The sequence below is a fragment of the Streptomyces jeddahensis genome (assembly GCF_001642995.1).
GTDB classification, from domain to species: domain Bacteria; phylum Actinomycetota; class Actinomycetes; order Streptomycetales; family Streptomycetaceae; genus Streptomyces; species Streptomyces jeddahensis.
In genome coordinates this window covers 62662-71848 of the sequence record NZ_LOHS01000119.1, presented here as the reverse complement: position 1 = coordinate 71848, position 9187 = coordinate 62662, and the positions used below count along the sequence as shown (strand labels likewise).

The window sequence follows — 9187 nt, the reverse complement described above, 5'->3', positions numbered from 1 at the left end:
GGGTGGGTGGGAAAGCGCCGCGGAGCGGCGAAGAAGTCTGCCGCGGAGCGGCAGAACGAAGCCCCAGCGGAGCTGGGAAGGCATGGCCGCGGAGCGGCGAAGAAACGCGACCCGCGCCCGCGCAGAGCCGGACGCCGACAGACCCCGCGGAGCGGAGTCTGTGAGGCAGTCCACAGCGAACCGCCCGCATGACCGACGATCAGCCGTGGCACACTGTCCCTGTACCAGAAGCAGCGCACTCCGGGGTCGGTGAAAGTCCGAACCGGCGGTTACAGTCCGCGACCCGGCCGCATCCAGTGGCCGGTTGACCAGGTGAAATTCCTGGACCGACGGTTAAAGTCCGGATGGGAGGCAGTGCGCGGCGGGCGGACACGTCACGTGTACGCCGCCGTCGGTCCGTCCGCAGAGGACGGCCGCCGTCCGGCGTTCCCCGTGAGGTGGCACCCGTACATTCTGTCGTCATCGACAGCCCCGGAGTCCGTGCCCGAAGAGGCAGGAGGACCCGGTGGCCCCCACCGCAGCCGAAGCAGCAGCGATGCGTCGCGCCATCGCGCTCGCCGCGCGCGGCCTCGGCTCCACCAGCCCCAATCCCGTCGTGGGCTGTGTCATCCTCGATGCCTCGGGACAGATCGTCGGCGAGGGCTTCCACCAGCGCGCCGGCGGCCCGCACGCCGAGATCCACGCCCTGCGCGCGGCCGGCGAGAAGGCACAGGGCGCCACCGCCGTCGTCACCCTCGAACCCTGCAACCACACGGGCCGTACGGGCCCCTGCGCCCAGGCCCTCATCGACGCGGGGATCGCCCGCGTCGTCTACGCCGTCGGCGACCCGAACCCCTCCGCCACGGGCGGCGCGGAAACCCTGCGCCGCGCCGGCATCGACGTCGAGGGCGGCCTCCTCGCCGACGAGGCGGAGGCGGGCAACATCGCCTGGCTCACCTCCGTACGCCTCGGCCGCCCCCACGTCACCTGGAAGTACGCGGCCACGCTCGACGGGCGGATCGCCGCCGCCGACGGCACCAGCCGCTGGATCACCTCCGCCGAAGCCCGCGCCGACGTGCACCGGCTGCGTGCCGAGTGCGATGCGGTCGTCGTCGGCTCCGGCACCTCACGCGCCGACGACCCGCACCTCGCGGTCCGCGGCATCGACGGTGCCGTACAGCCGCTGCGCGTCGTCCTCGACACCCACGCCACGATCCTGCCGACCGCCCGCGTCCTCGATGACGCGGCGCCCACGCTGGTCGTCGTCGCCGAGGACGCCGACACGCGCCATCTGCCGGGCGTCGAACTGCTCCGGCTGCCCCTGCGCGACGGGCGCATCGGCGTACACGACCTGCTCACGCACCTGCACCTGCGCGGCGTCCGGTCCGTACTGCTCGAAGGCGGCCCGACCCTCGCCGGGGCCTTCGTCGCCTCGGGCGCCGTCGACCGGATCGTCGGCTATCTCGCACCCGTCCTGCTCGGCGAGGGCCCTGGCGCCCTCGGCCCTGCCGGAATCACCACCATCACCGACGCGTTGCGGCTCGACGTCACCGAGACCGTGCGTATCGGGCCCGATCTGCGTATCACCGCCACCCTCGCAACGAAGGAGCACTGAGCGTGTTCACCGGAATCGTCGAAGAGCTGGGAGAGGTCACCGCCGTCGAGAACCTCGGTGACGCCTCCCGCTTCCGGCTGCGCGGCCCCGTCGTCACCGAAGGCGCCAAGCACGGCGACTCCATCGCCGTCAACGGCGTCTGTCTGACGGTCGTGGAACATGAGGGCGACGAGTTCACCGCGGACGTGATGGCGGAGACGCTGAACCGGTCGAGCCTCGGCGCCCTCACCATCGGCTCCCGGGTCAACCTGGAGCGGCCCACCGCGGTCGGCGCGCGCCTCGGCGGCCACATCGTGCAGGGCCACGTCGACGGCACCGGCGAGGTCATCGAGCGCAAGCCGTCCGAGAACTGGGAGATCGTCAAGATCTCGCTGCCCGCGGACCTCTCGCGGTACGTCGTCGAGAAGGGCTCCATCACCGTCGACGGCATCAGCCTCACCGTCGTCGAGGCGGGGCCCGACTACTTCACCGTCAGCCTCATCCCGACGACCCTCGCCCTGACCACACTCGGCGTGAAGCAGGCAGGCGACCCGGTCAACCTCGAGGTCGACGTCATCGCCAAGTACGTCGAGCGGCTCCTCGGCGACCGTGCCGCCACCGAGGGGGCCGCGAAGTGAACTGGCTCAACTCCGAGGCGTTCACGCTCGTCGGCCAGCGCATCATCTGGGCCGACATGATCGGCAACATCATCGGTCTGACCGCTCTCGCGCTCGGCTGGCGGCGTTCCATATGGAGCTGGCCCGCGCAGTTCCTCTCCGGCGTCATCCTGTTCGCGGCCTTCGCCACGGCCCACCTGTCCGGCAGCGCCGGCAAGCAGGTCGTCGTGATGCTCGTCGCCGTCTTCGGCTGGTGGCAGTGGAACCGCGGCAGGCAGCAGGCCCAGGACGGTTCCATCGCCGTACGGTTCGCCACGTGGCGCGAGCGCGGCTACCTGGTCGCGGGGGCCGCCCTCGGCACCCTCGCGGTCGGCGGCCTGTTCACGGCCTTCCCGGCGCTGTCGTGGGACCCGTGGCCCGACGCGTACATCTTCGTCGGCACGATCGTCGCCATGTACGCGCAGGCGCGCGGCATGGTCGAGTTCTGGTTCGCCTGGCTGCTCGTCGACGTCGTGGGCGTCCCGCTCAACTTCGCCAACGGCTTCGCCTTCTCCGGCTTCGTCTACATCGTCTACGGCGCCCTCGTCCTGTGGGGCATGCGCGACTGGTGGCTGCGCTCCCGTCAGGCCGGCCGGCCCATCCCCGAAGGAGCTCCGGCATGACATCGACTCTCTGGTACGGCACCGACGCGGTCGAGGACTTCACGCTCGACCCGGTCGAGCAGGCCATCGCGGACATCGCGGCGGGCCGCCCGGTGGTCGTCGTGGACGACGAGGACCGCGAGAACGAGGGCGACCTCGTCATCGCCGCCGAGAAGGCCACGCCCGAGATCGTCGCCTTCATGATGAGCGAGTGCCGCGGCCTGATCTGCGCGCCCATGGAGGGCGACGAGCTGGACCGCCTCGAGCTGCCGCAGATGGTCCAGCACAACACCGAGTCGATGCGGACGGCCTTCACCGTGTCCGTCGACGCGTCCGCCGCGCACGGCGTCACCACCGGCATCTCCGCCGCCGACCGCGCCACCACCCTCCAGCTGCTGGCGGGCGGCGTGGCCGGCCCCGGCGACTTCGTGCGCCCCGGGCACATCTTCCCGCTGCGCGCCAAGCCGGGCGGCGTCCTCGTCCGCAACGGCCACACCGAGGCCGCCGTCGACCTCGCGCGCCTCGCCGGACTGCGCCCCGCCGGAGCGATCGTCGAGATCGCCGGCGAGGACGGCACCATGCTGCGCCTGCCCGAACTGATCCCGTTCGCCCGCAAGCACGGCCTGTCGATCATCTCCATCGAGGACCTGATCGCCTACCGCCGCAGCTCCGAGCCGACCGTCCGCCGGGAGGCGGAGGTCCAGCTCCCCACGGCCTTCGGCGACTTCACGGCGTACGGCTACCGCTCCACGGTCGACGGCGTCGAGCACATCGCGCTCGTCCACGGCGAGATCGGCGAGGGAGAGGACGTGCTGGTGCGCGTCCACTCCGAGTGCCTCACCGGCGACGTCTTCCACTCGCTGCGCTGCGACTGCGGCCCCCAGCTGCAGGCCTCCATGCAGCGCATCACCGCCGAGGGCCGCGGTGTCGTCGTCTATCTGCGCGGCCACGAGGGCCGCGGCATCGGCCTGATGTCCAAGCTGCGCGCCTACGAGCTCCAGGAGCGCGGCCGCGACACGCTCGACGCCAACCTGGAACTCGGCCTGCCCGCGGACGCCCGCGACTACGGCGCGAGCGCCCAGATCCTCCAGGACCTCGGCGTACGCGGCCTGCGGCTGATGACCAACAACCCCGACAAGACCGACGCGCTCGTCCGCCACGGGCTCAAGGTCACCGGCCGCGAGCCGATGCCCGTCCAGGCGGGCGAGCACAACCTGCGCTATCTGCGCACCAAGCGCGACCGCATGGGCCACGACCTGCCCTGGCTCGAAGCCGCGCAGACGTCGTCACCCTGCGGCAGCCAGTGATCCCGCACCACCCAGTCACACCCACATCGACACTTACGACACCTACGAGTACGACACCCACGAGGAGCAGCGCGTGAGCGGCAAGGGCGCACCCGAACTGAGCGTGAAGAACTGCAGCGACCTGCGGGTCGCGGTCATCGCCGCCCAGTGGCACGAGAAGGTTATGGACGGGCTCGTCGACGGCGCCCTGCGCGCCCTGCACGAGCTCGGCATCGACGAGCCCACCCTGCTGCGGGTGCCGGGCAGCTTCGAGCTTCCGGTCGTCGCCAAGGTGCTCGCGGGACGCGGCTACGACGCCGTCGTCGCGCTCGGCGTGGTCATCCGCGGCGGCACCCCGCACTTCGACTACGTGTGCCAGGGCGTCACCCAGGGCCTCACCCAGGTGTCCGTGGACACCGGCGTGCCCGTCGGCTTCGGCGTGCTGACCTGCGACACCGAGGAGCAGGCGCTCGACCGCGCTGGCCTCGAGGGCTCCAACGAGGACAAGGGCCACGAGGCGGTCACCGCGGCCGTCGCGACGGCGATGACGCTGCGTACCGTCTCCGAGCCCTGGCGCTAGGGGGAGCACGCGGCCGCGTAGAGTAGGCACCACCATGTCCAAGAAGACGTTCGAGGAGCTCTTCGCCGAGCTCCAGCACAAGGCCGCCAACGGCGACCCCGCCACCTCCCGTACCGCAGAGCTGGTCGGCAAGGGTGTCCATGCCATCGGCAAGAAGGTCGTCGAGGAGGCCGCCGAGGTCTGGATGGCCGCCGAGTACGAGGGCAAGGAGGCGGCCGCCGAGGAGATCTCTCAGCTCCTGTACCACGTGCAGGTGATGATGGTCGCCCGCGGCATCTCCCTCGACGACGTCTACGCCCATCTGTAGCCCGGCAGACACGCAGAACACGCAGAACCAGCAGACCGCACCCCAGCTCCGTACCGAACACCCCTTCGCACCAAAGGAATCCGACCTCATGCTGCGCATCGCCGTCCCCAACAAGGGTTCACTGTCCGGCCCTGCGGCGGAGATGCTGCATGAGGCCGGATACCAGCAGCGCAGGGACTCCAAGGAGCTGGTGATCGTCGACCCGGACAACGAGGTCGAGTTCTTCTACCTCCGTCCGCGCGACATCGCGATCTACGTGTCGTCCGGCCGTCTGGATATCGGCATCACCGGGCGCGACCTGCTGATCGACTCCGGCGCGAGCGCCGAGGAGATCCTGCCGCTCGGCTTCGCCCGCTCCACCTTCCGCTACGCCACCAAGCCGGGCACGGCGAAGGGCGTCGACGACCTGGGCGGCATGACGATCGCCACCTCCTACGAGGGCATCGTCGCCAAGCACCTCGCCGACAACGGCGTCGACGCCTCCGTGGTCCACCTGGACGGCGCCGTCGAGACCGCCATCGAGCTCGGCGTCGCGCAGGTCATCGCCGACGTCGTGGAGACCGGGACGTCGCTGCGCAACGCCGGTCTCGCCGTGATCGGCGAGCCGATCATGAAGTCGGAGGCCGTCGTGATCCGCCGTACGGGCGCGGACGCCGACGACCCGAAGGTCCAGCAGTTCCTGCGCCGCCTCCAGGGCGTCCTCGTCGCACGGACGTACGTGATGATGGACTACGACTGCCGCGCCGAGCACCTGGAGAAGGCCGTCGCCCTCACCCCCGGCCTCGAGTCGCCCACGATCTCGCCGCTGCACAACGAGGGCTGGGTCGCCGTCCGCGCCATGGTCCCGGCCAAGGAGGCGCAGCGGATCATGGACGACCTGTACGCACTCGGGGCGCGGGCCATCCTGACGACGGCCATCCACGCCTGCCGCCTCTGAGGAATCCGGTAGCCATGACTGAGATGCGGGATGTGCCGGCCACGCCGGACACGCCTGCCGGGCCCGATGCGCCCGCACTGCCCGTCACCTTTCGGCCGTCCCGCACTCGGGCCGTCCTGCTGACCGCCGCACTCGCGATCTTCGTGGTCCTCACGGTGATCGCGATGATGCTGCCCAAGCTCGGCCCGGGGGAGCGGCTCAGCTTCGTCCTCACCGCCGCGCTGCTCTCGGGTGTCCTCGTCCTGCTCGCCAGGCCCAAGGTCGTCGCCGACGAGTCCGGCGTCACCGTCGTCAACATCGTCACCCGGCGGCGTCTCGACTGGGCGGAGATCCTGCACGTCAACCTCCGGGTGGGCGACCCCTGGGTGTTCATCGACCTCAGCGACGGCACCAGCCTGCCCGCCCTCGGCATCCAGCCGGGCATCGCCAGGGAGCACGCGATCCGCGACGCGCGCGCCCTGCGCGCACTCGTCGAGACGCGGGGCGTCGGCGACCCGGAATAGCAGTCGTTAAATCCGGACAAGACGCCCAAATGGGCGCTCTGGATGGCTTGAGGAACGCCTGGCGTGAGGAACATCCGCGCCGACTCGGAGGATTCACCCTGACGTTCCGGTGCTTGTCTTGATTAATCTGTTGACGGGTGCGCCGCACGCCACCCTGCCCCTCCGCCGGCCGCCCGGCCCGCGTGGGGGTTCCTGCTATCAGAGGAGTGACCCTCTCCGGCGATGGACGGTTCGTCCTGTAGTACCTGCGCCGCCCCCTCCCGACCCCCCGCGGACCCCGTCCGCGTCGGTCCGGAGGCGGTGGCATGACCATCCCCTTGCTGCTTCTCGCGGCGGCCTTCCTCCTGATTCTCGCCAACGGATTCTTCGTCGCGGCCGAGTTCGGCCTCGTCACCGTCGAGCGCCCGGACGCCGAGCAGGCAGCGGCCGCCGGCGACCGCCGGGCCCACAAGGTCGTGGCCGCCCTCAGGGAGCTCTCCTTCCAGCTCTCCGGCACCCAGCTCGGCATCACCATCACCTCACTGGTCGTCGGCATGCTCGCCGAACCGGCCCTGGCGGAGCTCCTCTCCGGCCCGTTCACGGCTGTCGGCGTACCCGAGGGTGCTGTCTCGGGCGTGTCCGTCGTCGTGGGCATGCTGCTGGCCTCCGCCGTGCAGATGGTGATCGGCGAGCTCGTGCCCAAGAACTGGGCGGTGTCACGGCCCCTGCAGGTCGCACGGTTCGTGGCCGGCCCGCAGCACGTCTTCTCGCGGCTGTTCAGGCCGGTCATCGCCGGGCTGAACGCGGTCGCCAACCGGCTGGTACGCATGCTGGGCGTCGAGCCCGCCGACGAACTGGCCTCCGCCCGCACCCCCGACGAACTGGTGTCCCTCGCCCGGCACTCCGCACAGGCCGGCGCCCTCGAACAGGACACCGCCGACCTCTTCGTACGCACGCTGTCCCTCGCCGACCTGACCGCCCAGCACGTGATGACGCCCCGCGTGAAGGTCAGCGCGCTGCAGTCCACCGCGACCGCCGAGGACGTAGTCAACCTCACCCGCGCCACCGGTCTGTCCCGCTTCCCCGTCTACCGCGAGCGCATCGACGAGATCATCGGCATGGTCCACCTCAAGGACGCCCTCGCCGTGCCCTCCGCCGACCGGCTGCGCACGTCCGTGGTCAGCATCGCGCAGTCACCGCTGCTCGTCCCCGAGACCCTGCCCGTGCAGCCGCTCCTGGAGCGGCTGCGCAGCGAGCAGCCGATAGCCATAGTGGTCGACGAGTACGGCGGCACGGCCGGTGTCGTCACGCTCGAGGACATCATCGAGGAGCTCGTCGGCGAGGTGCGCGACGAGCACGACGGACACGACCTGCCCGAACTCGCCCCGGCCCCGGCCGAGGACGGCCGTCTCGCCTGGGACGCCGACGGCAGCTGCCGGGTCGACGCCCTGCAGCGCATAGGACTCGACGTGCCCGAGGGCCCGTACGAGACCGTCGCCGGACTCGTCGCCGATCTGCTCGGCCGGATCCCGGTGCCCGGCGACCGCGCCGAACTCCCCGGCTGGCGGCTGTCGGTACGCCAGGTCGGGCACTACCGCGCCGAGCGCGTCCGCATCGTCCGCACCGCCGACGCCCAGTCCGTCACGGCCGCGGGAGCGGAGGCCGCCCGATGAGCCTGCTCCAACTCCTGTTCGCGCTCCTGCTCGTGCTCGCCAACGGCTTCTTCGTCGGCGCCGAGTTCGCACTGGTCTCCGTGCGCCGGAGCCAGATCGAGCCCCTGGGATCCGCACGGGCCCGCCAGGTCCTCTACGGCCTGGAGAATCTGCCGCAGATGATGGCGGCCGCCCAGTTCGGCATCACCGTCTGCTCGCTAACGCTGGGTGCGGTCGCCGAGCCGACCGTGGCCCATCTGCTGGAACCGGCCTTCGAGGCCGTCCATCTGCCCGAGGGCATGATCCACCCCCTCGGCTATGTCATCGCGCTCGCCGTGGTCGTCTTCCTGCACCTCGTCATCGGCGAGATGGTCCCGAAGAACCTCGCCATGGCGGCCCCCGAGAAGACCGCGCTGTGGCTGAGCCCCGGCCTGGTCGCCTTCGCCCGGCTGTGCGGGCCGGTCACCGTGGGTATGGGCGCCTGCGCCCGGCTGGTCCTCAAACTCTTCCGGGTCGAACCCAAGGACGAGGTCGAGGCCGTCTTCACCAGCGTGCAGCTGGGCCGGCTCGTGGAGGACGCCGGGCAGGCGGGCCTCCTCGACCCCGAGGAGCAGGAGCGCCTGGAGGACGCCCTGGAGCTGGGCTCCCGCCCGGTGACGGACGTTCTCCTCGACCGCTCCTCGCTGGTGACCGTGGGTCCCTCGGTCACCCCCGGCCAGGTCGTCGAACTCACCGCATCCACCGGCTACTCCCGTTTCCCGGTGGTCGCGGAGGGGGGCGCCTTCATGGGCTACCTCCACGTGAAGGACGTACTGGACCTGGAGGACAGCGACCGCGCCGTGCCGCAGCACATCTGGCGGCCCATGACGACGCTGCGTGCGGAGCTGCCGCTCGACGACGCGCTGACCCTGATGCGGCGCGCCGCGACGCACCTCGCGCAGGTCGCCGACGCGTCGGGGCGGGTGCTGGGGCTGGTGGCACTCGAGGACGTACTGGAGTTGCTCGTCGGCGAGGTACGGGATCCGGCGCACCGGGCTGCCCCCGAGCCGGCGCCCGCGCCGCGGGTCACGGAACCCCGGACCGGGACGCCGGAGGAGGCGTTGGCGGGCTGA

10 protein-coding genes and 1 riboswitch are annotated in these 9187 nt (G+C 71.1%); all 10 genes read left to right on the top strand.

Annotated elements, in window-relative coordinates; genetic code table 11:
* Positions 1-231 precede the first annotated feature (231 nt).
* Positions 232-362: riboswitch (FMN riboswitch) on the top strand.
* A gap of 173 nt (positions 363-535) precedes the next feature.
* The 10 genes from ribD (at position 536) to STSP_RS28785 (ending at position 9187) form a co-directional block, all read left to right on the top strand.
* The gene (ribD, locus tag STSP_RS28830; RefSeq protein WP_067283875.1) at positions 536-1594 is read left to right on the top strand and encodes a bifunctional diaminohydroxyphosphoribosylaminopyrimidine deaminase/5-amino-6-(5-phosphoribosylamino)uracil reductase RibD; all 1059 of its coding nucleotides are present in this window, start codon (positions 536-538) and stop codon (positions 1592-1594) included.
* A gap of 2 nt (positions 1595-1596) precedes the next feature.
* Positions 1597-2211: a riboflavin synthase gene (locus STSP_RS28825; protein WP_067283867.1), complete on the top strand. Its 615-nt coding sequence runs from the start codon at positions 1597-1599 to the stop codon at positions 2209-2211.
* Positions 2208-2852 (top strand): nicotinamide mononucleotide transporter family protein, encoded by a 645-nt coding sequence (locus STSP_RS28820; protein WP_067283865.1) that lies wholly within the window; start codon positions 2208-2210, stop codon positions 2850-2852. Before STSP_RS28825 ends, STSP_RS28820 begins: the two co-directional genes overlap by 4 nt.
* A complete protein-coding gene (locus STSP_RS28815) occupies positions 2849-4138 on the top strand; it encodes a bifunctional 3,4-dihydroxy-2-butanone-4-phosphate synthase/GTP cyclohydrolase II (RefSeq protein ID WP_067283864.1) in 1290 nt (429 codons plus the stop codon). Before STSP_RS28820 ends, STSP_RS28815 begins: the two co-directional genes overlap by 4 nt.
* A 73-nt stretch (positions 4139-4211) precedes the next feature.
* On the top strand, positions 4212-4697 hold the full coding sequence (ribH, locus tag STSP_RS28810; RefSeq protein ID WP_067283862.1) for a 6,7-dimethyl-8-ribityllumazine synthase: 486 nt from the start codon (positions 4212-4214) through the stop codon (positions 4695-4697).
* Positions 4698-4731: 34 nt separating this feature from the next.
* Entirely contained in the window at positions 4732-5004 is a 273-nt protein-coding gene (locus STSP_RS28805) for a phosphoribosyl-ATP diphosphatase (RefSeq protein WP_067283860.1), read from the top strand.
* An 88-nt stretch (positions 5005-5092) separates the two neighbouring features.
* Positions 5093-5941, top strand: a complete 849-nt coding sequence (gene hisG, locus STSP_RS28800) for an ATP phosphoribosyltransferase (protein ID WP_067283858.1) — start codon at positions 5093-5095, stop codon at positions 5939-5941.
* A 14-nt stretch (positions 5942-5955) separates the two neighbouring features.
* Positions 5956-6444, top strand: coding sequence for a PH domain-containing protein (locus STSP_RS28795; RefSeq protein WP_078067586.1), 489 nt, complete (start codon positions 5956-5958; stop codon positions 6442-6444).
* A gap of 305 nt (positions 6445-6749) precedes the next feature.
* Positions 6750-8096 carry a hemolysin family protein gene (locus STSP_RS28790; RefSeq protein ID WP_067283856.1) on the top strand — a complete coding sequence of 449 codons (1347 nt, stop codon included), beginning with the start codon at positions 6750-6752 and terminating at the stop codon, positions 8094-8096.
* Positions 8093-9187, top strand: coding sequence for a hemolysin family protein (locus STSP_RS28785; protein WP_067283854.1), 1095 nt, complete (start codon positions 8093-8095; stop codon positions 9185-9187). Before STSP_RS28790 ends, STSP_RS28785 begins: the two co-directional genes overlap by 4 nt.